Annotated in this window: 23 protein-coding genes and 1 pseudogene; 19 read left to right on the top strand and 5 right to left on the bottom strand. The window is 70.9% G+C overall.

Translation table 11 applies throughout. The features are described from left to right. Window positions 1-99: 99 nt before the first annotated feature. The 17 genes from rimP (at window position 100) to ABD289_RS19040 (ending at window position 17,737) form a co-directional block, all read left to right on the top strand. Window positions 100-657: a ribosome maturation factor RimP gene (gene rimP, locus ABD289_RS19120; protein ID WP_344134472.1), complete on the top strand. Its 558-nt coding sequence runs from the start codon at window positions 100-102 to the stop codon at window positions 655-657. Then, window positions 654-1,724, top strand: coding sequence for a transcription termination factor NusA (gene nusA / locus ABD289_RS19115; RefSeq protein ID WP_344134469.1), 1,071 nt, complete (start codon window positions 654-656; stop codon window positions 1,722-1,724). Before rimP ends, nusA begins: the two co-directional genes overlap by 4 nt. Window positions 1,725-1,828: 104 nt before the next feature. After that, window positions 1,829-2,152, top strand: a complete 324-nt coding sequence (locus ABD289_RS19110) for a YlxR family protein (protein WP_344134466.1) — start codon at window positions 1,829-1,831, stop codon at window positions 2,150-2,152. Window positions 2,153-2,244: 92 nt separating this feature from the next. After that, complete coding sequence (gene infB, locus ABD289_RS19105) at window positions 2,245-5,262, top strand: translation initiation factor IF-2 (protein WP_344134463.1); 3,018 nt, start codon at window positions 2,245-2,247, stop codon at window positions 5,260-5,262. 58 nt (window positions 5,263-5,320) lie between these two features. Continuing rightward, window positions 5,321-5,614 (top strand): DUF503 domain-containing protein, encoded by a 294-nt coding sequence (locus ABD289_RS19100; RefSeq protein WP_344134458.1) that lies wholly within the window; start codon window positions 5,321-5,323, stop codon window positions 5,612-5,614. A 49-nt stretch (window positions 5,615-5,663) separates the two neighbouring features. Next, window positions 5,664-6,161, top strand: coding sequence for a 30S ribosome-binding factor RbfA (gene rbfA / locus ABD289_RS19095; protein WP_344134455.1), 498 nt, complete (start codon window positions 5,664-5,666; stop codon window positions 6,159-6,161). A gap of 66 nt (window positions 6,162-6,227) precedes the next feature. Then, window positions 6,228-7,250, top strand: a complete 1,023-nt coding sequence (locus ABD289_RS19090; protein ID WP_344134452.1) for a DHH family phosphoesterase — start codon at window positions 6,228-6,230, stop codon at window positions 7,248-7,250. 104 nt (window positions 7,251-7,354) lie between these two features. Continuing rightward, window positions 7,355-8,683 (top strand): MATE family efflux transporter, encoded by a 1,329-nt coding sequence (locus tag ABD289_RS19085; RefSeq protein ID WP_344134449.1) that lies wholly within the window; start codon window positions 7,355-7,357, stop codon window positions 8,681-8,683. Window positions 8,684-8,832: 149 nt separating this feature from the next. After that, window positions 8,833-9,669: a tRNA pseudouridine(55) synthase TruB gene (gene truB / locus ABD289_RS19080; protein ID WP_425564747.1), complete on the top strand. Its 837-nt coding sequence runs from the start codon at window positions 8,833-8,835 to the stop codon at window positions 9,667-9,669. Window positions 9,670-9,784: 115 nt separating this feature from the next. Beyond that, a complete protein-coding gene (locus ABD289_RS19075) occupies window positions 9,785-10,774 on the top strand; it encodes a bifunctional riboflavin kinase/FAD synthetase (RefSeq protein WP_344134443.1) in 990 nt (329 codons plus the stop codon). Between the two features lie 167 nt (window positions 10,775-10,941). After that, complete coding sequence (locus ABD289_RS19070) at window positions 10,942-11,421, top strand: helix-turn-helix domain-containing protein (protein WP_344134440.1); 480 nt, start codon at window positions 10,942-10,944, stop codon at window positions 11,419-11,421. Window positions 11,422-11,436: 15 nt separating this feature from the next. Further along, window positions 11,437-12,009, top strand: coding sequence for an RNA 2',3'-cyclic phosphodiesterase (thpR, locus tag ABD289_RS19065; RefSeq protein ID WP_344134437.1), 573 nt, complete (start codon window positions 11,437-11,439; stop codon window positions 12,007-12,009). A gap of 155 nt (window positions 12,010-12,164) precedes the next feature. After that, window positions 12,165-12,434 carry a 30S ribosomal protein S15 gene (rpsO, locus tag ABD289_RS19060; protein WP_344134433.1) on the top strand — a complete coding sequence of 90 codons (270 nt, stop codon included), beginning with the start codon at window positions 12,165-12,167 and terminating at the stop codon, window positions 12,432-12,434. A gap of 258 nt (window positions 12,435-12,692) precedes the next feature. Next, window positions 12,693-14,954, top strand: coding sequence for a polyribonucleotide nucleotidyltransferase (locus tag ABD289_RS19055; protein ID WP_344134430.1), 2,262 nt, complete (start codon window positions 12,693-12,695; stop codon window positions 14,952-14,954). Window positions 14,955-15,042: 88 nt separating this feature from the next. Then, window positions 15,043-16,395 carry a M16 family metallopeptidase gene (locus tag ABD289_RS19050; RefSeq protein WP_344134427.1) on the top strand — a complete coding sequence of 451 codons (1,353 nt, stop codon included), beginning with the start codon at window positions 15,043-15,045 and terminating at the stop codon, window positions 16,393-16,395. Window positions 16,396-16,512: 117 nt separating this feature from the next. Then, entirely contained in the window at window positions 16,513-17,265 is a 753-nt protein-coding gene (gene dapB, locus ABD289_RS19045; protein WP_344135049.1) for a 4-hydroxy-tetrahydrodipicolinate reductase, read from the top strand. A 1-nt stretch (window position 17,266) separates the two neighbouring features. Further along, entirely contained in the window at window positions 17,267-17,737 is a 471-nt protein-coding gene (locus ABD289_RS19040; RefSeq protein WP_344134423.1) for a hypothetical protein, read from the top strand. Window positions 17,738-17,945: 208 nt separating this feature from the next. On the opposite strand, the pseudogene ABD289_RS19035 reads toward ABD289_RS19040, so the two are convergent. Then, a pseudogene (locus ABD289_RS19035) lies at window positions 17,946-18,023 on the bottom strand (hypothetical protein); the annotation flags it as partial. Between the two features lie 360 nt (window positions 18,024-18,383). On the opposite strand from ABD289_RS19035, the gene ABD289_RS19030 reads away from it, so the two are divergent. Continuing rightward, window positions 18,384-19,622, top strand: a complete 1,239-nt coding sequence (locus ABD289_RS19030) for a YeeE/YedE family protein (RefSeq protein ID WP_344134420.1) — start codon at window positions 18,384-18,386, stop codon at window positions 19,620-19,622. A gap of 101 nt (window positions 19,623-19,723) precedes the next feature. Here the strand turns inward: ABD289_RS19030 and ABD289_RS19025 are convergent, their stop codons facing one another. After that, complete coding sequence (locus tag ABD289_RS19025; protein WP_344134417.1) at window positions 19,724-20,212, bottom strand: VTT domain-containing protein; 489 nt, start codon at window positions 20,210-20,212, stop codon at window positions 19,724-19,726. A gap of 32 nt (window positions 20,213-20,244) precedes the next feature. Continuing rightward, window positions 20,245-20,808, bottom strand: coding sequence for a GNAT family N-acetyltransferase (locus ABD289_RS19020; RefSeq protein ID WP_344134414.1), 564 nt, complete (start codon window positions 20,806-20,808; stop codon window positions 20,245-20,247). A gap of 298 nt (window positions 20,809-21,106) precedes the next feature. Between ABD289_RS19020 and ABD289_RS19015 the strand changes: the two genes are divergently transcribed. Further along, window positions 21,107-22,330 (top strand): winged helix-turn-helix domain-containing protein, encoded by a 1,224-nt coding sequence (locus tag ABD289_RS19015; protein ID WP_344134411.1) that lies wholly within the window; start codon window positions 21,107-21,109, stop codon window positions 22,328-22,330. Between the two features lie 53 nt (window positions 22,331-22,383). On the opposite strand, the gene ABD289_RS19010 is transcribed toward ABD289_RS19015, so the two are convergent. After that, window positions 22,384-23,376, bottom strand: a complete 993-nt coding sequence (locus tag ABD289_RS19010; RefSeq protein WP_344134408.1) for a DUF4097 family beta strand repeat-containing protein — start codon at window positions 23,374-23,376, stop codon at window positions 22,384-22,386. A 142-nt stretch (window positions 23,377-23,518) separates the two neighbouring features. Then, the gene (locus tag ABD289_RS19005; protein WP_344134404.1) at window positions 23,519-24,085 is read right to left on the bottom strand and encodes a toxin-antitoxin system HicB family antitoxin; all 567 of its coding nucleotides are present in this window, start codon (window positions 24,083-24,085) and stop codon (window positions 23,519-23,521) included. Window positions 24,086-24,132 lie beyond the last annotated feature (47 nt).

Below are 24,132 nucleotides of genomic sequence, written 5' to 3'. Positions count from 1 at the left end.
CGGTTCGCGCCTGCGTGCCGTCCGGCGCCGCGAACTAGCAACCCTGGAAATCAACGCCGAGGCTTGACCCAGGACCGAACCACCCCGAGGAGTGCCAACGTGTCCAGCCCGCCGCGTGGTGAGATCACCGCGCAGCTGGAGCCCGTCGTCGCCGAGGCCGTCGCCGAACTGGGCTTCGACCTCGAGGAGCTCGACGTGCAGCAGGCCGGCCGACGCCGGCTGGTCAAGGTCGTCATCGACTCCGATGACGGCGTCGGCCTCGACGAGATCTCGGACATCAGTCACGGGGTCTCCAAGGTGCTGGACGCGCACGAGCACGTGCTGGCCGGCTCCTACACGCTGGAGGTCACCTCGCCGGGCGTGGACCGCCCGCTCACCCGGGCGCGGCACTGGCACCGCGCCCGCAACCGGCTGGTCAAGATCCGGCTGACCGATGGGCAGAACCTGGTCGCCCGGGTCGGACTGGCCGATGATGAGGGTGTGCAGGTGCTGGCAGGCGGGGAGCTCCGCCGGGTCGCCTACCGCGACGTCGAGCGCGCGGTGGTCGAGGTGGAGTTCCAGCAGCCGCCTGCGAAGGAACTGGCCAAGCTGGAGCGAGCTGCGAGCGGCGTTTCCCAGCAGGGGGACGACCGGGAAGACACGGAGGAGTCGAGGTGAACGTCGACATCGCGGCGCTGCGGGCGATCGAACGCGACAAGGAAATCCCGTTCGAAACGGTCTTGGAAGCGATCGAATCGGCCCTGCTCACCGCATACCGCCACACGGAGGGCCACCAGCCGCACGCGCGGGTGGAGGTGGACCGCAAGACGGGGATCGTGCGGGTCCTGGCGCACAAGCTGGGTCCGGACGGGACCAAGGAAGAGGAGTGGGACGACACTCCGGAGGGCTTCGGGCGGATCGCGGCGACCACCGCGCGGCAGGTCATCCTGCAGCGGCTGCGCGACGCCGAGCACGAGCGCACCTTCGGTGAGTTCGCCGCCAAGGAGGGCGAGATCATCGGCGGCGTGATCCAGCGCGACGCGCGGGCCAACTCGCGCGGCATGGTGATCGTGCAGATCGGTGACAGCGAGGGCGTGCTTCCGCAGGCCGAGCAGGTTCCCGGCGAGCGCTACGAGCACGGCACCCGGATCAAGTGCTACGTCTACGGAGTCTCGCGCAGCGCGCGCGGCCCGCAGATCTCGCTCTCGCGCACGCACCCGAACCTGGTTCGCCGGTTGTTCGCGCTGGAGGTCCCGGAGATCGCCGACGGCACCGTCGAGATCCCCGCGGTGGCGCGCGAGGCCGGGCACCGTTCCAAGATCGCGGTGCATTCCACGATCAGCGGTGTCAACGCCAAGGGTTCGTGCATCGGCCCGATGGGTGCTCGCGTGCGCAACGTGATGAGCGAGCTGGGCGGCGAGAAGATCGATATCATCGACTACTCGGACGATCCCGGTACCTTCGTCGGCAACTCGCTGTCGCCCGCGAAGGTGGTCTCGGTCGAGGTCGTCGACGAGCGCACCAAGACCGCGCGGGTCATCGTGCCGGACTTCCAGCTGTCGCTGGCGATCGGCAAGGAAGGCCAGAACGCGCGGTTGGCGGCTCGGCTGACCGGGTGGCGCATCGACATCCGCAGCGATGCGGACCCGTCCTCGCCCGCCACCACGAGCGGCAACGTGCCGATCCCGCAGCCCGGGATGGAACCGGACATCGACGATGTGCGGACCGTGGGTTCGGCCGAGTGACATCGACGGGTTAGAATCGATAAGGAGGCCGACGCGAGGGGAGCGACCAGATCCGCACGAGTGACTCCGGGAATGGCGAGCGCCATCTGCCGGTTCGGACTTGTGTGGGATGTCGTACCCGGACGTCGGCCGCTGAGCTACTGCGCGTGGTGGCTGAGGTTGGCCGGAGCGTTCCGGCCGCCGTTCCCGATCCGCGACACCGGCTCCCGGGCCGGGGTGCCTGGCTGCACCCCGATTCGGCGTGCCTGCGTCTGGCGGAGCGGCGACGGGCCTTTCCACGCGCGCTTCGTGTGCGAAGGGCTTTGGACACCTCATTGGTGCACCAGCACTTGAGTGCCGAGCGATCGCAGCCGGTGGCTCGCGAAATGACCGACGCGGGATCCGTCCCGCGCCAGGCAACCGAAGGAAAGCAGGTCGACCCGTCATGAATCAGCCGTGAAGCTGAAGCCATGAACGCGCATCGGCGATAGGACGAGGTCGAGCGGGACTGCCGCCCGGCCTCACCCAGATGAGGAGAGCAGTGGCAGGCAAGGCCCGCGTACATGAGCTCGCGAAAGAGCTCGGTGTCACCAGCAAGGACGTCCTGAACAAGCTCGCCGAACAGGGCGAGTACGTGAAGTCTGCGTCATCCACCGTGGAAGCCCCGGTGGCCCGCAGGCTGCGCGACGCGATGGGTGCCAAGACCGCGAAGAAGAGCGAAAGCAAGCCGGCCGAGCCCAAGGCCGCCGGTTCCGACGCTCCCGCGGCACCCAAGCCTGGACCCAAGCCCGATCAGAAGCCGGGGCCGGCACCGTCCGGCGAACGGCCCAAACCCGGCCCGAAGCCGGGTCCCAAGCCTGGTCCGAAGCCGGCGGAGAAGCCCGCTGCGGCCGAGCAACCCGCCGAGCAGCAGGCTCCCGCGGCCAAGGCCGAGCAGGCCCCCGCGGCGGAGCCGGAGCAGGCTCCGGCTGCCAAGCAGGACAAGCCCGCTGCGCCGAAGCCGGGTCCCAAGCCCGGTCCGAAGGCCGGTGGCGACGACGGCTCCGCGCCGAAGCCGGGCCCCAAGCCGCCCAAGCCGGGTCCGAAGCAGCCGCGCGTCGGCAACAACCCGTTCGGCGTCGGACAGGGTGCTCCGCAGCAGCGCCCGCCGCGTCCGGGTCCGCCGAAGGGCGGCGGCCAGCAGGGTCCCGGCCGCGGTGGCGGTCAGGACCGGCAGCGTCAGGGAAGCCAGGGCGGTCAAGGCGGCCAGGGCTCCCAGGGCGGCGGCCAGGGTGCCGGCAACGCCCCCGCCGGTGGCGGCAACGCCCCGCGCGGTGAAGGCGGCGGCAACCGTCCGAACCCGGGCATGATGCCCCCGCGTCCGAACCCGGGCATGATGCCCTCGCGTCCGCCGCGCGGCGGCAACAGCGGTGGCCCCGGCGGTGGCGGCGGCGGTGGCCGCGGTCGTCCCGGTGGCGGCGGTGGCGCCGGTGGAGCCGGTCGCCCCGGCGGTGGCGCCGGTCGTCCCGGCGGCGGTGGCGGCGGTCGTCCGGGTGGCGGCGGTCCTCCCGGTGGCGGCGGTGCTCCGGCCGGCGGTGGCTTCCGCGGACGTCCGGGCGGCGGTGGCCGTCCCGGTGGTCCCGGTGGCCGCGGCGGCACGGCGGGTGCCTTCGGTCGTCCCGGCGGTCCGGCCAAGCGCGGTCGCAAGTCGAAGCGGCAGAAGCGCCAGGAGTACATGGAGAACATGCAGGCGCCGTCGGTCGGCGGCGTCCGCCTCCCGCGCGGTAGCGGCGAGACCGTTCGCCTGCGCCGCGGTGCTTCGCTGACCGACTTCGCCGAGAAGATCAACGCCAACCCGGCTTCGCTGGTGCAGGCGATGTTCCACCTCGGTGAGATGGTCACCGCCACGCAGTCGGTCTCGGACGAGATCCTCGAGCTGCTCGGCCAGGAGATGAACTACACCATCGAGATGGTGTCTCCGGAGGACGAGGACCGGGAGCTGCTGCAGTCGTTCGACCTCAGCTACGGCGACCCGGACTCCTCGGAGGAGGAGCTGGCGGCGCGTCCGCCGGTGGTGACCGTGATGGGTCACGTCGACCACGGTAAGACGCGGTTGCTGGACACCATCCGGAAGGCGAACGTGCAGGCCGGCGAGGCCGGTGGCATCACCCAGCACATCGGTGCGTACCAGGTGGCCACCGAGCTCGACGGCAACGAGCGCCCGATCACCTTCATCGACACCCCTGGTCACGAGGCGTTCACCGCCATGCGTGCCCGCGGTGCGAAGTCGACGGACATCGCGGTTCTGGTCATCGCCGCCGACGACGGCGTCATGCCGCAGACGGTGGAGGCGATCAACCACGCCCAGGCGGCCGAGGTGCCGATCGTGGTCGCGGTCAACAAGATCGACGTCGAGGGCGCGAACCCGGAGAAGATCCGCCAGCAGCTCACCGAGTACAACCTGGTGGCCGAGGAGTACGGCGGCGAAACGATGTTCGTCGAGATCTCGGCCAAGCAGGGGCAGAACATCGAGAGCCTGCTCGAGGCGATCCTGCTGACCGCCGACGCGGCTCTGGACCTGCGGGCCAACCCGGACATGTCCGCGCAGGGCGTGGCCATCGAGGCCCACCTGGACCGCGGCCGCGGCCCGGTGGCCTCGGTGCTGGTCCAGCGGGGCACGCTCAAGGTCGGTGACTCGGTGGTCGCCGGTAACGCCTACGGCCGCGTTCGCCGGATGATCAACGAGCACGACGAGGACGTCACCGCGGCCACGCCGTCGCGTCCGGTGCAGGTCATCGGGTTCACCTCGGTTCCCGGCGCCGGCGACACCTTCCTGGTCGTCGACGAGGACCGCGTGGCACGGCAGATCGCCGACCGCCGCGGGGCCCGCATCCGGGAGGCGCAGAACGCCGCCAAGCGCAAGCGCGTCAGCCTCGAGGACCTGGACAAGGTGCTCAAGGAGACCAACCAGCTGAACCTGATCATCAAGGGTGACAACTCGGGTACCGTCGAGGCGCTCGAGGAGTCCCTGGGCAAGATCGACGTCGGCGAAGAGGTCGAGCTGCGGGTCATTCACCGCGGCGTCGGTGGCATCAACGAGTCCGACATCAACCTCGCCACCGCGGAGAACACCATCGTGCTGGGCTTCAACGTCCGGTCCGAGGGCAAGGCGGCCGAGGTCGCCAACCGCGAGGGCGTGGAGATCCGGTACTACTCGGTGATCTACCGGGCCATCGATGACATCGAGCAGGCCCTCAAGGGCATGCTCAAGCCCGAGTACGAAGAGGTCGAGCTGGGCCGTGCCGAGGTCCGCGAGGTCTTCAAGTCCTCGAAGGTCGGCACCATCGCCGGTTGCATGGTCACCGAGGGCATCGTCCGGCGGAACGCCAAGGCTCGCCTGCTGCGGGACAACGTGGTGGTCGCCGAGAACCTCAGCGTCAACTCGCTGAAGCGGTTCAAGGACGACGCGACCGAGGTCCGCGACGGGTTCGAATGTGGTCTGACCCTGGGGTCGTACAACGACATCAAGGTCGGCGACTTCATCGAGCCCTACGAGATGCGCGAGAAGCCGCGCACCTGATCCGCGAACGCGCAGGGGGCCCGCACGGGCCCCCTGCGCTGCGGCGGTTGGGAACACCGTGTACGTCGGTGCGCTCGAACTGGACGTCCTGCTCGGCGACGTCCGCTCGTTGAAGCAGAAGCGCGGGGTGATTCGCCCGGTGCTCGCCGAGTTGCGCCGCCGCTTCGAGGTGGCGGTGTCCGAAGCAGGTGATCAGGACCTGTATCGCCGCGCGCAGCTCGGCGTGGCGGCGGTCTCCGGCGATGCCGCGCACGTGCGCGAGGTGCTGGAGGGGTGCGAGCGGCTGGTGGCCGCCCGCCCCGAGCTGGAGCTGCTCTCGGCCCGGCAGCGCATGCTGGGTCCGGAGGACTAGTACCCGCAGCTGCGGGTTTCGAGGAACTTTTCGCAGAAGGAGGTGCGTCGTGGCTGATACGGCGCGCGCCCGCAGGCTGGCCAAGCGCATCGCGCAGATCGTCGCGTCCGGGCTGGAGCACGAGGTCAAGGACCCGCGACTGGCCATGGTGACGATCACCGATGCCCGGGTGACCCCGGACCTGCGGGATGCCACGGTCTACTACACCGTGTTCGGCGACGACGCCGATCACGCATCGACGGCGGCGGCGCTGCAGAGCGCGACCGGCGTGCTGCGCACCCGTGTGGGGCAGCACACCGGGGTGCGGTTCACCCCGACGCTGACCTTCGAGGCCGACGCGGTGCCCGAGCACGCTCGTCGGCTGGACGAGTTGCTGGCCAAGGCCAAGGAGGCCGACGAAGAGGTCGCGCGGCTGGCTTCCGGGGCGACCCCGGCCGGGGACCCGGACCCGTACAAGACCACCGAGGATGACGACCCGGACACCGATGGTGCCGAGGACGCGGAGATTTCCGAGGCGGATGTGCGGCGTAACCCACAAGATGGTTGAGTCCCAGCGCAACATGGGGTGCGTTGGACCCCGGCGGCCGTAGGGCCGCTGAGCTGGAGGTGACTCGTGCGTGGGCAGTCGACTGAGACGGACCGGATCTCGGAGGCCGTCGAGACGGCCGCGAGCAAGCTCGCCACGGCCCCCGACGTGACGCTGTTCGGGCACGTCAACCCGGACGCGGACGCGCTCGGCAGCGCCTTGGCGCTGGGCCGGGGGCTGCACGAGCGCGGAGCGACGGTCCGGGTGTCCTTCGGGCATCCGGAGGAGACGCCGCACTCGCTGCGCGAGCTCGACGTCGACGGGCTCGTGGTGCCCGCTTCGGAGATCCCCGCGGCACCTCCGATGCTGGTCGTGTGCGACACCGGCAGTCTGCAGCGGCTGGGCGCTCTGAGCGACCGGGTGGAGGAGACCATCGCCGCGGGCGGTGATGTGATCGTCATCGATCACCACGTCGCGAACACCTGCTACGGCACCGTCCGGGTCATCGACGAGACGGCCGAGGCGACCGTGCTGATCGTCCTGCGACTGCTCGATCAGCTCGGCATCGAACTGGACCTGCCGATCGCCCGGTGCCTCTACGCCGGCCTGGTGACCGATACCCGCTCGTTCCGGTACGTCCGCGCGGACACGCACCGGGTGGCGGCACGGCTGCTGGAAGCCGGGGTCGATCCGGACGCGACCACCCGGACCTTGATGGACACCCATCCGTTCGGCTTCATCGACATGCTGGCCTCGGTGCTGGGACGAGCCTCGCTCGAGCCGGACGAGGCGCGCGGACTGGGGTTCGTGCACGCCACCGTGCGCCGGGAGCAGTCCGAGGGCCTGCAGAACGAGGACCTCGACGGGGTCATCGACATCATCCGCACCGCCGACGAGGCCGAGGTGGCCGCGGTGCTGAAGGAGATCGAGCCCGGCCACTGGTCGGTCTCGCTGCGGGCCGACAGCAGGATCGACGTCGGCCACGCGGCCGCCGCGTGCGGTGGCGGCGGGCACCGGCTGGCTTCCGGATTCACGGCGCGGGGCGACGAGGCGTCGATCCTGGACGGGATCCGCGAGGCGCTGGCCTCGGCGCCGCTGCTGGACGGCTGAGCGCGCACGATCCGATCGCATTCGCTGGGCAGTCCGGATTCGCGGGCGCGGCATCCGGCTATCCTGCTCGGGGCCGCAGGCGTCGTGAGTAGGAGTTCGAGGGTTTGACCGAGGTCGGGGAGCGGGTTTCGGCCCGGCGGTTGCTGGCGCTGGCGATTCCCGCGCTGGGGGTGCTGGCCGCCGAACCGCTGTACGTGCTGGTCGACACCGCGGTGGTCGGTCATCTCGGGGCCGTGCAGCTCGCCGGACTGGCGCTCGGCGGGACTCTGTTCACGCTGATCTCGAGCCAGCTGACCTTCCTCACCTACGGCACCACCGCGCGAACCGCGCGCCTGCACGGCGCGGGCAGGCGCACCGAGGCCGTGGCCGAAGGCGTGCAGGCCACCTGGCTCGGCGTGTCCGTCGGCGTGGTCCTGCTGCTGGCCGCGCAGGTGCTGGCCGTTCCGGTGGCCGAGTTGCTGGCCGGGCCCGGTCCGGTCGCCGACGCGGCCGGGCGGTGGCTGCGCATCGCGCTGTGCGGTGCGCCGCTGGTGCTGATCACGATGGCGGGCAACGGCTGGATGCGCGGGGTGCAGGACACCGTCCGCCCGCTGCGCTACGTGCTCATCGGCAACGGCTTGTCGGCGGTGCTGTGCCCGGTGCTGGTCTACCCGGTCGGCTGGGGTCTGGAGGGCTCGGCCGTGGCCAACCTGATCGGCCAGAGCCTCGCCGCGACTCTGTTCGTGCGCGCGCTGGTGGTCGAGCGGGCGCCGCTGCGCCCGGACCTCGCCACGATGCGCGCCCAGCTCGGCCTCGGTCGCGACCTGGTGCTGCGCACGCTGGCCTTCCAGGTGTGCTTCCTGTCGGCCACCTCGGTGGCCGCCCGCACCGGCGCCGAGACCGCGGCCGCGCACCAGGTGGTGTGGCAGCTGTGGAGCTTCCTGTCGCTGGTGCTGGACTCGCTGGCCATCGCGGCGCAGTCGCTGGTCGGTGCGGCCCTCGGGGCCGGTTCGGCGCAGCGCGCCAAGGGCGTCGCCCGGCAGGTGAGCTGGTACGGCCTGGCCTTCGGTGTGCTGCTGGCCGCCGTGTTCGCCTCGCTGGCCTGGGTGCTGCCCGGGGTGTTCACCTCCGATCAGGCGGTGCTGGCCGTGATCGGGCAGGCGTGGTGGTTCTTCGTGCTGCAGCAGCCGGTGGCCGGTGTCGTCTTCGCGCTCGACGGCGTGTTCCTCGGTGCCGCCGACGCGGCGTTCCTGCGCACCGCGACCATTCTGAGCGCCGTCATCGGCTACCTGCCGATGATCTGGCTGTCGCTGGCCTTCGGCTGGGGACTGGTCGGCATCTGGACGGGGCTGACCCTGTTCATGGTCTTGCGCCTGGTCACGCTCCTCTGGCGGCTCCGGTCCGGGCGCTGGGCGGTCGTGGGCGCCGTGCGCGGCGAGCCCGCCGCGGCCTGACCGGGTTCCGGAGCAGGTCAGCGACCGCTCCGGATGCGCGCATTCGGGCGAAATCGCACTCCGTATGATGGCTCGCCGTGTCCGAGCAATCCCGCAAGCAACGCCCCACCGTTCCGCCCGGCCTGCTGGTGGTCGACAAACCGGCGGGCATGACCTCGCACGACGTCGTCTCGCGCGTGCGCCGCATCATGGGGACCCGCCGGGTCGGGCACGCGGGCACCCTGGACCCGATGGCCACCGGCGTGCTGGTCCTGGGCCTGGAGCGGGCCACCAAGCTGCTGGGGCACCTGGCCCTGGACACCAAGGCCTACCTGGCCACGATCCGGCTCGGCGCTTCGACCACCACCGATGACGCCGAGGGCGAGATCATCGCCGAGCGCGACGGCGCGCAAGTCGACGAGGCGGCCATCCGCAGCGGCATCGAAGAGCTCACCGGTGAGCTGCAGCAGGTGCCCAGCGCCGTCAGCGCGATCAAGGTCAACGGTCGGCGCGCCTACGAGCTGGCCCGCAACGGCGAAACGGTCGAGCTCGACGCCCGCCCGGTGACGGTCTCGCGCTTCGACCTGCTCAGCGTGCGGCGCACCGAGAGCACCACCGAGCTGGACGTGCTGGTGGAGTGCTCGTCGGGGACCTACGTGCGCGCGCTGGCCCGCGATCTCGGCGCCGCGCTGGACGTCGGCGGGCACCTGGGTGAGCTGCGCCGGACCCGCGTGGGCCCGTTCGGCCTGGCCAAGGCGCGCACCCTGGAGCAGCTCGAGGAGGCGCCGGAGCTGTCGATGGACCTGGACGAGGCGGTGCAGACCGCGTTCCCGCGCCGCAACGTGGACACCACCACCGCGCGCGCCCTCTCGCACGGTCAGCAGGTGCCCGCTGCGGACGTGGACGGCACCTATGGCATGTTCGACCCCGCTGGGAAGGCGGTGGCCTTGGTCAAGGACCAGGGGCGCAAGGCCAAACCGGTGCTGGTGATCGTTCCGGCGAACTGATTTCCGGCGATGGCGGTTCGGGCTCCCCGAACGCCACCGCCGCGCAAGATGTGCGCCATCTCGACACCGGTGGTGGTTCGATCGTCGTATTCGGTTGGGAAGTAGGCTGCTGCTCGTGCAGCGTTGGCGTGGTTTGGAGCAGATTCCCGGTGGCTGGGGACGGTGCGTCGTCACCATCGGTGTCTTCGACGGAGTGCACCGCGGCCATCAGCAGCTCATCGCGCACGCGGTGGCGCAGGCGCGACGACGCGAGATGCCGTGCGTGCTGATGACCTTCGATCCGCATCCCTCCGAGGTGGTGCGGCCGGGCAGTCATCCCGCGCAGCTGACGACTCTGCGCCGCCGCGCGGAACTCGCCGAGCAGCTGGGCGTGGACGTGTTCTGCGTGCTCCCGTTCACCCGGGAGACATCGCGGATGCCCCCGGAGGGCTTCGTGCACGAGGTGCTGGTCGAGCGGTTGCACGCGGCGGAGGTCGTGGTCGGTGAGAACTTCACCTTCGGGCACAAGGCCGCGGGCAACATCGACCTGCTGGGCAAGCTGGGGGAGCGGTTCGGCTTCGAGGTGGCGTCCGATTCGCTGGTCTCCGGACCGGTCCGGCGCGCCGACGATCCGGCGGACGGCTCGTCGGTGACGTTCTCCTCGACCTACATCCGGGCCTGCATCGACGCCGGTGACGTCGTCGCGGCGGCTTCGGCGCTGGGGCGCGACCACCGGCTCGAGGGCATCGTGGTGCGCGGCGCCGGACGCGGCGGCAGCGAGCTCGGCTTCCCCACCGCGAACCTGTCCACTCCGGAGTACGCGGCGATCCCCGCCGACGGCGTCTACGCCTGCTGGTTCACCCATCGCACGCGCGGTTCGACGACCACGGCGCCCGCGCTGCCCGCGGCCGTGTCCGTCGGCAGCAATCCGACCTTCTCCGGCACCGAGCGCACCGTCGAGGCCTACGTGCTCGACGTGGACGCCGACTTCTACGGCGAGCACGTCGACCTGGACTTCGTGGCGCGGCTGCGCGGCATGGAGAAGTTCGACTCGGCCGAGGAGCTCGTCGAGCGGATGAACGTCGACGTCGCCGAGACCCGTCGCATCCTCGGGATTCGGGAGTGAACCGGCCGAACTCGGACGTGAAGGCGCGGCGGGCGATGTCGGCGAGTGGCGCAGTCCACTCGGAACGCATTTCGGATTCGGGCCCCCGGCCTGCCGATGAGCTGGCAGTATTCGGATCCGGATCTGCCCGGCCCGCCCGGGCACGCGGTCAGGTTGGGGGAACAAGGGTGTCGGAGAGCAGCAGTGTCCAGCGCAATCTGGCTCTGCAGCGGCAGTGGTACGGCGAGCCGCTCGGAGATCGGGTGCGCAGGCTGGTCGTGGCTTTCCGCATCTCGCAGGCGCAGCTGGCCGAGGTGCTCGGCATCAGCGCGCCGATGCTCAGCCAGGTGATGAGCGGCCGTCGCGCCAAGATCGGCAACCCGCAGGTGCTGGCCCGCCTGGTGATGCTGGAGCGCAAGGTCCTCATCCCCGGGGTCGCCGCGGGCGAGTCGGAAGCGATCCGACAGGCGCTCGAGGACGTGCAGGGCTCCCAGCCTTCGGTCGGCCGGGATCTGCCGGTCAAGTCGGCGACCAACGGCGAGGAGGTCGCCTGGCCGGTCCTGCGCTCGACCGCCAAGCCCACCGAGCTGGAGGCGGCCGCATCGCTGCTGGAAGGTCGCTACCCGCGGCTGGCGGGCCTGCTCCGCCGGGCCGCCGACCACGAGTGAGACCAGGCTGGGTCCATGCGGTTGTTCACGGCGTTGTGGCCCGTGCCGGAGGCGATCGAGGATCTCGCCGCCGCGGTGTCGGGTCTCGAGCCGGAACGCGTGGCCGAGGCGACCGATGGCTTGCGCAAGTTCCGGTTCACCCCGTCCGAGCGCTGGCACCTGACCCTGCGCTTCCACGGTGACGATGCCGATCAGCGGCAGATAGCCGGCGACCTGGACCGGCGGCTGCGGCACCTGCGGGCGGATCCGCCGCGGCTGCGGTTGGCGGGCGCGGGGGCGTTTCGCGGCGTGCTCTGGGTGGGCGTGGAACCGGCCGCGGCGGCCGATGGCGAGGCGCTGCGCGCTCTGGTGCGCGCGGCGGGCGGCGATCCGCGCGGTTTCCAGGGGCATCTGACGATCGCCCGGTGGGCAGGCGGACACGCCGACCGCGAGTCGTTGGCGGGCCTGCTGGCCGGCTACGCCGGTCCGTGGTGGGCCGCTCGCGAGGTCAGCGTGGTTGCCAGTGACCTGCGAGAAGGCGGTCCGCGCTATGCGACGGTGCATCGAGCCCCGGTGACGCGCGGGTGGTCGGGCCGAACCGTCCGGTGAAGCTCTGCCTGCTATCCTGACCGATGGAGTGGCTGCAGTCCGTGGCGGTCGATTCCTGGTGGTCGGCGAGCCGCACCCAGCGTGCGCACCCCACCACTCGCCCCTCCGCGACGGAGCGGGCGCAGACGGCACGGGACATATCGAAGGAGTTAGACGTGGCGCTGTCCACTGCCGAAAAGAAGCAGATCCTCGCCGAGTACGGCGTCAAGGAAGGCGACACCGGTTCGCCGGAGGCCCAGGTGGCCCTGCTGACCAAGCGGATCGTCGGTCTCACCGAGCACCTCAAGCAGCACAAGCACGACCACCACTCGCGTCGTGGCCTGCTGCTGATGGTCGGTCGTCGCCGTCGTCTGCTCAACTACCTGATCAAGGTGGACATTGCGCGCTACCGTTCGCTGATCCAGCGACTCGGTCTGCGTCGTTGATGTGAATCGGGGGGAGCGGCCGCGCGCCGCTCCCCCCGGTGCTTAACCGGCGGTGGTGCGCATCCCGCATCGCCGCGAGAGAGAACTGAAGAGCGCCCACGGTGGCAGGCACTGGAAAGGTGTTCCCGCCGGTCCTCGGTAGTGGCTTTCGGGCAAGTCGTCGCGATAGACGGTCCCGGGAGCTTCGATCGATGGCCGGCCTTGTCAGACCACGATCCGGATGCTCCTGCCGTGGGCCTCGTGACGATAGGAGTCACTTTGACTGAAGAGATCGATGAGGGCGTGTACGAAGCGACCGCCGTGCTGGACAACGGCGCGTTCGGTACCCGTACCGTCCGGTTTGAGACCGGCAGGCTCGCCAAGCAGGCCGCCGGTAGCGTCGTCGCCTACCTGGACGACGACACCATGCTGATGTCGGCCACCACGGCGTCGAAGCAGCCGAAGGACAACCTCGACTTCTTCCCGCTGACGGTCGACGTCGAGGAGCGGATGTACGCCGCGGGTCGCATCCCGGGTTCGTTCTTCCGCCGCGAGGGCCGCCCCTCCACCGACGCGATCCTGACCTGCCGGCTCATCGACCGGCCGCTGCGCCCGTCCTTCGTCGAGGGCCTGCGCAACGAGATCCAGGTCGTGGTCACGGTGATGAGCCTGACCCCGGGCGACCTCTACGACGTGCTGGCGATCAACGCCGCGTCCGCCTCCACCCAGGCCTCCGGCCTGCCGTTCTCCGGCCCGGTCGGCAGTACCCGCATGGCGCTGATCGACGGGCAGTGGGTCGCCTTCCCGACCCACGAGCAGCTCGAGCGCGCGGTGTTCAACATGGTCGTGGCCGGCCGCATCGTCGGTGACGACGTGGCCATCATGATGGTCGAGGCCGAGGCCACCGAGCAGACCGTCGAGCTCGTCGAGGGCGGCGCTCAGGCGCCGACCGAGGAGGTCGTCGCCCAGGGTCTGGAGGCGGCCAAGCCGTTCATCCGCAGCCTGTGCGTCGCCCAGCAGCAGCTGGCGCAGGCCGCGGGCAAGGCCACCGAGGAGTACCCGGTGTTCCCGGCCTACGCCGAGGACGCGTACACCGCGGTCGAGCAGGCCGGCTCCGCCGAACTCGCCGAGGCGCTGAAGCTCGCGGGCAAGCAGGAGCGCGAGAACCGCCTGGACGAGATCAAGGCGGCCGTCCTGGAGAAGGTCGGCGTCGGTGAGGGCCAGCAGTTCGAGGGCCGCGAGAAGGAGGTCGGCGCCGCGTTCCGCTCGCTGACCAAGAAGCTGGTCCGCCAGCGCATCATCCGCGATCAGGTCCGCATCGACGGCCGCGGCCTGGCCGACATCCGCAGCCTGTCGGCCGAGATCGACGTGATCCCGCGGGCCCACGGTTCGGCGCTGTTCGAGCGCGGCGAGACCCAGATCCTGGGTGTCTCCACGCTGAACATGCTGCGCCTGGAGCAGACCATCGACTCGTTGTCCCCGGAGACTTCGAAGCGGTACATGCACCACTACAACTTCCCGCCGTACTCGACCGGTGAGACCGGCCGGGTGGGAAGCCCGAAGCGGCGCGAGATCGGCCACGGTGCGCTGGCCGAGCGGGCGCTGATCCCCGTGCTGCCTTCGCGCGAGGACTTCCCGTACGCGCTGCGCCAGGTCTCCGAGGCGCTGGGCTCGAACGGTTCCACCTCGATGGGCTCGGTCTGCGCCTCGACGCTGTCCCTGCTCAACGCAGGTGTGCCGCTCAAGGCCCCGGTCGCGGGCATCGCGATGGGTCTGGTCTCCGACGAGGTCGAGGGCAAGACCCACTACGTCGCGCTGACCGACATCCTGGGTGCCGAGGACGCCTTCGGCGACATGGACTTCAAGGTCGCGGGCACCAAGGAGTTCGTGACCGCTCTGCAGCTGGACACCAAGCTGGACGGCATCCCGTCCGAGGTGCTGGGCCAGGCCCTGGGCCAGGCTCGCGACGCGCGGTTCACCATCCTCGACGTGATGGCCGAGGCGATCGGCCAGCCCGACGAGATGAGCCCGCACGCCCCGCGCGTGACCTCGGTGAGCATCCCGGTGGACAAGATCGGTGAGGTCATCGGCCCGAAGGGCAAGATGATCAACACGATCACCGAGGAGACCGGCGCAGAGGTCACCATCGAGGACGACGGCACCATCTACGTCGGCGCCTCCGACGGCCCGTCCGCGGAGGCCGCGATCGACAAGATCAACTCGATCGCGAACCCGCAGCTGCCGAAGGTCGGCGAGCGCTTCATGGGCACCGTGGTCAAGACCGCGGCCTTCGGCGCGTTCGTCTCGCTGCTGCCGGGCAAGGACGGCCTGGTGCACATCTCCAAGCTGGGCAACGGCAAGCGCATCGGCAAGGTCGAGGACGTCGTGAACGTCGGCGACAAGCTGCGCGTGGAGATCGCGGACATCGACAACCGCGGCAAGATCAGCCTGGTGCTGGTCGACGACGAGGACTCCTCCGCGGAGGGCGAGTCGGCCGAGACCGAGGTCGAGTCCGAGGCCGCCGAGACCGCCGCGCAGTGATCTGACGCGACAGCCGTACGGCCCGCCCCGGAATTCCGGGGCGGGCCGTATTGTCGTTGCCATCAGCACGAGACCGAAAAACGGGGATATGAGCAACGAGCAGAGTTCCGCTTCCGACCTGCAGTTTCCCGGGACGACCCGGGTGCTCGGCCACAACGGCGACGCGCAGGTGCGGCGGACGGTGTTGCCGGGTGGGCTGCGGGTGGTCACCGAGCCGGTGCCGGGCGTGCGCTCGGCTTCGGTCGGCATCTGGGTCGACGTCGGTTCGCGCGACGAGACCGGGCCGCAGGCCGGGGCAGCGCACTACCTGGAGCACCTGCTGTTCAAGGGCACGGCCAAGCGCACCGCGGTGGGCATCGCCCAGGAGATCGACGCCGTCGGCGGCGAGCTCAACGCGTTCACCGCCAAGGAGCACACCTGCTACTACGCGCACGTGCTCGACGAGGACCTGCCGCTGGCCGTGGACATGCTCTGCGACGTGGTCTTCGACGCGGTCAACGCGGCCTCCGACGTGGACGTGGAGCGCAGCGTTGTTCTCGAGGAGATCGCGATGCGCGATGACGACCCCGAGGACCTGCTGCACGAGCAGTTCGCCGCCGCGGTCGTCGGCGACCACCCGCTGGGTCGATCGGTGCTGGGCACCGAGGAGTCGATCGAGGGGATGACCCGCGACCGGGTGCACGGCTTCTACGAGCGCAGCTACCGGATGCCGAAGATGGTCGTCGCCGTCGCGGGCAACGTCGAGCACGACCACGTGGTGCGCCTGCTGCGCGATGCGCTGGGCGATCGGCTCGTGGGCGAGGAGACCCCGGAGGCGCCGCGCGCGGGGCGTGCCGAACTCTCCGAGCAGCAGCGCCTGGTGCTGCGCACCGATGACACCGAGCAGGCGCACCTGCTGATCGGCTGCCGCGGGCTGGACCGCCACGACGACCGCCGGTTCGCGCTCGGTGTGCTCAACGCGGCGCTGGGCGGCGGCATGAGCTCGCGGCTGTTCCAGGAGATCCGGGAGAACCGGGGCCTGGCCTACGCGGTGTACTCGCAGTCCGCTGCCTACTCCGACACCGGGAACTTCTCGGTCTACGCGGGCTGCACCCCTGAACGGCTCGGTGAGGTGGCCACGGTCGTCCGGGACGTCCTCACCGAGGTGGCCGAGCACGGCCTCACCGAGGAGGAGGTGGCTCGCGGCCGGGGGCAGCTGCGCGGCGGTCTGGTCCTCGGGCTGGAGGACAGCGCTGCCCGGATGAGCCGGATCGGCAAGACCGAGCTCAACTACGGCAGGCACTACACCGTTGAGGAGACCCTCGCCCGCATCGAGGCGGTCACCGCCTCCGATGTGGCGGTGCTGGCCAAGGACCTGCTCACCAGGCCGCTGACCACCTCGGTGGTCGGGCCCTACGCGAGCGTCGACGAGCTGCCCCGGGGCACGCACCCGGTTTCCTGATCGGGCGAGCGTCCGGTGGGGCCGGGATGGCGTCGGTCACCGGGGCGGGGTGGCTCGGTGGCCGCGCTCCCGGCGGTGCCTAGACTGCGGGGCACCTGGCGTTTCGGTGTGGAAAGGGTGCGTGCGGTGATCAAGGTTGGTGTGCTGGGAGCCCGTGGCCGGATGGGTTCCGAGGCGGTGCGGGCCGTGGGCGAGGCTGCCGACACCGAGCTCGTCGCCGAGATCAACCGCGGCGACTCGCTGTCCGGTCTGGTGGATGCCGGCGCGCAGGTCGCGGTCGATCTGACCCACCCGGATTCGGTGCTGGACAACATCGAGTTCTGCGTCGACAACGGCATCCACGTCGTGGTCGGCACCAGCGGCCTCGGCCCCGACGAGCTGGACACCGTGCGTTCCCGGCTGGAGGCCAACCCCGGGATCGGCGTGATCGTGGCGCCGAACTTCGCGATCGGGGCCGTGCTGTCCATGCGCTTCGCCGAGCTGGCCGCCAAGTACTTCGACTCCGCCGAGATCGTCGAGCTGCACCACCCGAAGAAGGCCGACGCCCCATCCGGCACCGCCGCCAGGACCGCGCAGGTCATCGGCAAGGCCCGAGCCGAGGGGCAGCTCGACCCGATGCCCGACGCCACCACCAAGGAGCTCGACGGCGCCCGGGGCGCCGAGATCGACGGGGTGCGGGTGCACTCGGTGCGGATGGCCGGTCTGGTCGCCCACCAGGAGGTGCTGTTCGGCACCGATGGCGAGAGCTTCGCCATCCGGCACGACTCCTACGACCGCCGCTCGTTCATGCCCGGCGTGCTGCTGTGCGTCCGCGACATCGGCGAGAGGCCGGGGCTGACCGTGGGCCTCGACGCGCTGCTGGGGATCTGAGATGGCCGTCGAGCAGCGCAAGGTGATCACGGCGCGGAACGTGGCGTTCGTCGTCGCCCTGGCGCTGCTGGTCTACCTGGTGCTGATGGGCGAACGCGCCTTCACCATGATCATCACCGGGCAGCCCGTGTTCGTCGTGCTGGGCGTGGCGATCCTGGTGTTCCCGGTGCTCGGTGCCCTGCTGGTCGTCGACCAGCTGCGTTTCGGCGCGGCCACCGAACGGCTCGCGAGGCGGCTGGACGACGAGGGCGCACTTCCGGACGTCTCGCACTTGCCGCGCCGCCCTTCCGGGCGCGTGGAGCGCGCGGCCGCCGACGAGTGGTTCGACGCGAAGCAGGCGGAGCTGGAGTCCGAACCGGAGGACTGGCGGCGCTGGTTCGCGCTCGCCCAGGCCTACGACCTCGCGGGCGACCGCAACCGCGGGCGCAAGGCGATGCGCAAGGCCATCGACATGGAGCGCGCCGCGGGCTGAGCCGGTTCACCCCACCGCTGCGGCCGCGGCATCGTGCTCGTGGATCCACTGCAGGGTGCTGGAGATGCCGGGAAGCGCCCGGTCGCGCGTCGGCCTCGGGGCCATCGGGCAGGTGCAGGATCTCGGAGGCCACCCAGGAGCTGCGCTGGACCGCGCGGGTGCGTCCGCGGCGCAGGGCCTCGTAGCGGGGGAGCGCTCGCTCGGGGGAGCAGCGGCCGAGCAGCGTCGCCAGGGTGATGGCGTCCTCGATGGTCTGGTTGGCGCCCTGGCCGTGGTGCGGCAGCATCGCATGCGCGGCATCGCCGAGCAGCACGATCCGGTCGCGGTGCCAGCGGTTGAGGGGTCCGAGCCGACGGGGACCAAGCCGCGGAAATCGCTGGTGCCGGAGTACACGGCCGGATCGCGGCAGGACCGAGCTGGGGCCGGGACCGACGACCGGCGGCGCTTCTTCGCGTTCGCCCAGATCTACGAGCGCGGGTGCGACGCGGAGCGCGCCGCGAGCTGATCCGCGCCGCGGTGGCGCGCAGCGCGTTTCAGCATGTGGACGGCGGAATGTGCCCTGTGGTCGTCGTGTTGCAGTGGGGACTGAATCCGCGCGCCGCACTGCGGCAGCGCGTGCTCTGGCGGTTCGAACAGGAAGAGTTGTATGTCTGTCGTGGACGGTTCGCGGTCGGCCCCGCCGCAGGTGCGCAAGGCCGCGCCCGCGCAGCGGGGCACGGTGGCGGTGGGCATCGCCGTGGCGGCGGTGCTGGCCCTGGCGGTGGCCAACACCGCTGGGTGGAAGCTGACCCTGCTGTTCGGGGTCGGGATCGCGCTGGGGCTGGCGCTGTTCCACTCCCGCTTCGGGTTCACCTCGGCGTGGCGCCAGCTGGTCACCGTCGGGCAGGGGCGTGCGCTGCGCGCGCACATGCTGATGCTGGCCGTGGCGTGCGTGCTGTTCGCCGTGGTGCTGGGCGCGGGCGCTTCGCTGTCCGGAACGCCCGAGGGCCTGGTCAAGCCCACCGGTCTCGGCGTGGTCCTGGGCGCTTTCCTGTTCGGCGTGGGCATGCAGGTCGGCGGCTCGTGCGCGTCCGGCACGTTGTTCGCGGTCGGCAGCGGGCAGACCGCGATCCTGTTCACCCTCGGCGGGTTCATCGTCGGGTCGGTGATCAGCGCATTCATCTTCCCGTGGATCACCGCGGTGCAGAACATCGGTCCGACGGTCTCGCTGGCCGACACCCCGCTGGGCTATCCGGGCGCGTTGCTGATCTCGCTGGTGCTCATCGCCGGGGTCGTCGGCATCTCGCTGCTGGTGGAGCGGCGCCGCACGCCGCCGCCGATGGATCAGCAGCCGTCCGCGCAGGGCCTGTGGCGGGTCCTGCGGGGAACTTGGCCGGTGTGGGTCGGCGCGCTGGTGCTGGCCGGGCTCAACGCGCTGACGCTGTTCATCTCGGGAGGGCCCTGGGGAATCACCTCCGCGTTCGTGCTGTGGGGCTCGAAGCTGCTGGGCCTGGTCGGCATCGACATCTCCGGAGCGCCGTACTGGCAGGACCCGGACAACGCCGCGACGCTGGCCGCTTCGGTGCTCGCGGACAAGACCTCGGTGATGAACTTCGGCATCATGATCGGCGCGTTGATCGCGGCCGCGCTGGCGGGCGGGTTCACCCTGCACCGCAAGATCCCGCTGCGGCTCGCGGTCGGCGCGGTGATCGGCGGCATCCTGATGGGTATCGGCGCTCGCTTCGCGGGCGGCTGCAACATCGGTGCGTACTTCTCCGGGATCGCCTCGTTCAGCCTGCACGGCTGGCTGTGGGGCCTGGTCGCCATCGCCGGCACCTACGCGGGTATCGCGCTGCGACCGTTGTTCGGGCTCGGCAACCCGAAGCCGTCCGACGCCGTCTGCTGAGGAGATGCAGTTCGCCGCGTGGCGGTGCGCTCTGAGGCCCGCACGGCCACGCGGCTATCGCCGGATGCTGAAAGGACCCCCTGAGCTCGGGCGTCCGGTGCTCAGACCCAGGTGGAGACGATGCCGGGAGCGATCGCCAGCGCGCCGAAGCGGACGAACCGGCCGACGAAGCCGGTGACCAGGAAGGTGGTGACCGGCACCTTGGCCCAGCCCGCGATGATCGCCACCGCGGCGAACGGCGGGAGGCTGGCCAGTGCGCTGACCAGCATGACCACGCCGGTCCACGCCGGGCGCTTGCGGCAGTTGGCGCGGAAGGCGTCCAGCCATTCGCGCACTCTGCCCTTGCGTTCGGCGGCCTTCTTGCGCTGCATGAACCTCGGCAGCCGGATGGATCCGCGCGCCGCGTAGTAGTGCAGCAGCTTGCCCCCGATCTGGCCGGTGGCGATCACGATCGCCAGCGCCCACCAGGGGATGTGCGGGGCTTTGAGCACCAGCCCGACCGCGAACAGCTCAACGCTGATCAGCGGCATCAGTGCGGACGCGACCGACACCCCGAAGGTCGTCGACAGCAATCCGATAATGGTCAGCACCGGCTTCTCCCAATGCCCTCGGGCGGGTGTGGTCAGTCGTGCTTGAACTCGAAATCCAGCGGGCCGGTCAGTCGCATCTCCCGCAGCGGGCTGCCACCCGCGTCCAATGTCCGCACCGTACCGTCCGGCGACCAGTCCACCGAGCGGAAGAACGACAACGACGCCGAGTCTGCCTCGGGTGCCCAGGTGATGCCACGTGTGGCGCCCTGCTCGGCGAGTCGGCGTCCTATCGTGGCCAGCAGTCTGCCGCCGTGGCCGCGCCGGCCCCACCGGGGCTCCACCAGCAGTGCGCTGATCAGCGCGGTGGTCGCCGCGTCCTCGGGAAGCGCGCCGTCGGCCGAGGCCACTTCGCTCTCCGGGGCGATCCCCGCCGCGCAGAACCCGACGGTCCAGCGCCCTTCTTCGGCCACCAGCACGGTCGCGGGCCCATCGGTGATGGTGCCGCGCCACTCCTGCTCGGCGATCGAGTTGTCGAGCCCGGCGAGCACCGCGGGAGGCAACATCTCCGAATAAGCGGACTGCCAGGTGGTCACCTGGATGCGAGCGATTTCCGCAGCGTCCCCAGGCTCTGCCATCCGGACACCGGCTTCAGCCATGCTCGACAACCTAACGTGTCAGCTCCGGGACATGGGCGCCGCCCCGACTTGCGGAATTCGCACAATTCACCCGTGGCGAGCGGGTTTTCGGACTCGATGCGAACTTCGAGTGAAACTCGCACCGGGGAGAACGGCCGGGGAACTCCACCGGAAATCCCGGTGGGCGGTCTGTTTCGACGGCGTCCACGGGGCGCGATGCCCGAATCGGAGCTTTCGCGAGCTTCGGTCTCGCGTCCGCCGGACTCGTGGGCGGGCTGGGGCCGAAGTGGTTGTCGGTGCGGCTTGGCAGGATGGCGGCATGCAGACCATGGGGCTGGGTACCGCTCGTCGTTACGCGCTGGGGGCGCAGGGCTTCGCCGATCCGGTGCCCAGCGGTGGCGTGACCCGGCGGCATCTCCAGCGGGTCCTCGCGCGCACGAAGCTGCTGCAGCTGGACTCGGTCAACGTCGCGGTGCGAGCGCACTACATGCCGGTGTTCAGCAGGCTCGGCGCCTACCCCGCGGAGCTCCTCGACTCGGCCTCGTGGCAGCACTCGGCCCGGCAGCCCCGATTGCTCGCGGAGTACTGGGCGCACGAGGCGTCCCTGATCCCGGTCGAGGACTGGGCGCTGCTGCGCTGGCGGATGCGGCACCGCGACTCGGCCTGGCGCACCCGCTCGGCCGAGCTGTTCGAGCGGTCGCCCCAGCTGGTCGACGACGTGCTGGCCGGAGTCAAGGAACTCGGTCCGATCGGGGCGGGTAGTCTGGAACGCGAGCTGGGCGGTGGTCGGCGGCAGGGCAGCGGTACCTGGTGGAACCGCTCGGACACCAAGCGGGCCTGCGAGTACCTGTTCGCGGCGGGGGAGCTGACCACCGGCACGCGGCGCGGCTTCGAACGGCTCTACGACCTGCCCGAACGCGTGCTGCCCGCGCACGTGCTCGCCCACGACCCGGACGAGGACGAGGCCGTGCGCACGCTCGTGCAGCGCTCCGCCGAAGCCCTCGGCGTGGCCACCGAGCCCGACCTGCGCGACTACTACCGGCTCTCGCCCGAGCAATCCCGGCGGGCCGTGGCCGAACTGGTCGACGCCGGTGTCCTGGAGCCGGTGGCCGTGCAGCGCTGGCGGCACACCGCCTACCGGCACACCGCGGCCCGTGCGCCGCGGAAGGTCACCGGACGGGCGTTGCTGTGCCCGTTCGACCCGCTGATCTGGGAGCGGTCCCGCGCGGAACGGCTCTTCGATTTCCACTACCGCATCGAGATCTACGTCCCGGAACCCAAGCGGCAGTACGGCTACTACGTCTTCCCGTTCCTGCTCGACGGCGAACTGGTCGGCCGGGTCGACCTCAAAGCCGACCGCGCCGCTGGTGCGCTGCGGGTTCCCGGAGCGTTCCTGGAACCGGGCAGCGATGCGGGCCGCGTCGCGCCCGAGCTGGCGATGGCGTTGCGCGAGATGGCCGATTGGCTCGGCCTCGACGACGTCGCCATCGGCGAGCGCGGCGACCTCGCCGGACCGTTGCGCGCCGAGGTCGCAACCGGCTGACCCAGCGGGTCCGGGCCGAACGACGCGGCGCGGAGTCGTCCCCGTCGCGCGTGTCAGGTCGCCGTGGTCAGCACGGCGCTACCGGTTCCGGTGCGGCCGAAGACGTGCAGCTTCGGTTCCTGCTCGGGTGGCTCCGAGGCGACGTCCAGGTCGCTGCGGGTGCCGCCGGTGCTGGAGGTGATGTCGACCGTGGCGGCCGTCCCGCGATGGATCGAGACCTGCAGCTCGCCGGAGCCGGTGATCAGCTCGAGCTGTCCCTCGGTGGCGTCCGCGACGGTCAGGCTCCCGCTGCCGGAGCGGACCATGACGTCATCCGACACCACGCCCAGCCAGACGTTGCCGGAACCGGTGGCCACCGACGATGCCGCCTCGATCGCGCTGATCTCGATATCGCCGTTGCCGCTGCGCGCGTGCAGTCCTGCGCGCATGGTGCCCAGGCGCAACTGCCCGGCGCCGGAGCGCACGTTGGCGCGATCGGTGGCCTCGGCGACGGTCACCGTGCCGGAACCGGCTTGAACGTTGACCTTGCCCGCGGTGCCGGTGATGTCGGCCTCGCCGGAACCGGAGTGCACGCTCACCTCGGAGCCCTTCGGGGCCTGCACCTTCACCGCGAGCGGGACACCGCGCAGCGGCGCGTTGGACGGCGTGCGCACCACCAGCCTGCCGCCGCCCAGATCGATCCTGGTGCGCCGGACCGCCTCGGTGATCGGCTGCCCGAAGTCGGGGCCTGCCTCGCCGAATCGCCCGGCCTCGCCGAACCGCCCGGCCTCGCCGAACTGCTCGGTCACCCAGCTCAGCAGGTTCGTCAGCCCGCCGCGCCAGTCCGGTCCGGCCGAGTCCGGGTCGTGCCGGACCTCGACGTGGGTCACCGCGGTGTCGGTCAGCTCGATCGCGATCGGGCCGATGGTGTTGGACACGTCGATCCGGATCGGTCCCGCGGTGTCGAAGTCCTGGCTGCGCACGAGCTCTGCCAGTTCGTCCTCGGCCTTCGAGTGCTGCGAGCGCGGGTCCTCGTCGTGGTCACGGGCGTGGTCTTCGTCGGTCATCGCCTGCTGCCTTTCAGTGCCTGTGGTCGACCTCGTCCTGAAGTCCCGGCCGTGGTGCCCGGGACCTGGCGGCTCGGCGCCGAAGCCGTCGTCGGCGAACGGCCCGCGACGTGCGGCCGTCGGCCCACCTCGGCGATGGGCATCAGCCCTGCACGTAGCCGTGGATGCGCGAGCCGTGGTCGCCGCCCCAGCGCCCGCCGGAGGGCGGTCCCCACGGCGCGCCGTGGCCGTGCCCGCCGCGCCGGTCCCAAGGCCCGCGCGGGCGCCCGCCGCCGTGCAGCGCGCCCTGCACCGCCTGGGCGACGAAGGTGTTGAGCGAGACGCCCTGGCTGGACGCGGCCTGCTCCGCCTGGGACTTGATCTCGTCGAGCAGGCGCAGCGTGATGCGGCTGATGTCGCCGGTGTCGCCGCCCGATGGCGGTGGGGGAGTCGGATCCGCTGCCTCGTCCGCAGCGGGTGGTGTGCCGTGGCCGCCGCTGACCACGACGCGGACGTCGCGCCCGTCCAGCCGGATGTCCACGACCTGCCCGTCGAGTTGAGTGGTGACCTCGGCGGCGAGGTCCGACAGCGCGTTCATCACGGCCAGCCGCGCGGCCGGCTCGATCGCGCCGGAGAGCACCGCGGCGGTCTGGCGGGTTTGCTCGTCACCCGCGGCGGCCGCCGAGTGCAGGTCCTGGCGGAGTTGGTCGATGTACGGGCTCAGATCCATGACATCAATATGGCACCACGTCTGACGCCGCGCAACGACACGATGGT

The sequence above is a fragment of the Saccharopolyspora halophila genome, assembly GCF_039531955.1.
GTDB lineage: Bacteria > Actinomycetota > Actinomycetes > Mycobacteriales > Pseudonocardiaceae > Saccharopolyspora > Saccharopolyspora halophila.
The sequence above is the reverse complement of the archived record's forward strand: the minus strand, read 5'-3'. Positions and strand labels throughout refer to the sequence as shown.